Raw genomic sequence first — 616 nt, 5'->3', positions numbered from 1 at the left:
TTGCGACACCGCGCAACGAAACATTAAAACGATTCATGAACACCACAAATTCCCTTTTGAAATATCAGTTGGCAGTCGGTTTCCAGGCGCCGCTGTCGAGCGCACGCACCATGTTGTTGACGGCTTCGCGCATGGCCAGGTCGAGAACCTTGCCGTTGAGTGTCGAGTCATAACTGGCGGTGCCGCCAAAGCCGACGACTTCACGATTGGAAAGCTCGAACTCGCCAGCGCCCTGAGTCGAGTACACCACTTCCGAAGTGCTGATATTGACGATGTTCAACGCGACTTTCGCGTAGGCAATCTGGGATTTGCCGCGGCCCAGCAGGCCGAACAGTTGCTGATCGCCGACTTCCTTGCGACCGAACTCGGTCACGTCGCCGGTCACCACGTAGTCAGCACCCTTCAGACGCTGGGCGGTAGATTTAATAGCGGCTTCCTGCTTGATCTCCTCCATGTTGTCGCGATCCAGCACATTGAACCGGTTGGTTTGCTGCATGTGGGTGATCAGGATGGTCTTGGCTTGACCACCAAGACGATCGACGCCATCGGAAAAGATCCCGCGCATATAGCTGGAGCGGTTATCGAACTTGCCGACCGCAACCGGATAGCGCACACC

The 616-nt window shown here is 56.0% G+C and carries 1 protein-coding gene; it reads right to left on the bottom strand.

Annotated features, from left to right (window positions below):
• Nucleotides 1–64: 64 nt before the first annotated feature.
• The coding region (locus tag ALO43_RS22555) for a CsgG/HfaB family protein (protein ID WP_054998094.1) at nucleotides 65–616 on the bottom strand (552 nt) is incomplete at its 5' end.

Origin of the sequence: Pseudomonas tremae (genome assembly GCF_001401155.1) — a bacterium.
In the GTDB taxonomy this organism is placed as follows: Bacteria; Pseudomonadota; Gammaproteobacteria; order Pseudomonadales; family Pseudomonadaceae; genus Aquipseudomonas; species Aquipseudomonas tremae.
This window is presented reverse-complemented; position numbering and strand designations above follow the sequence as displayed.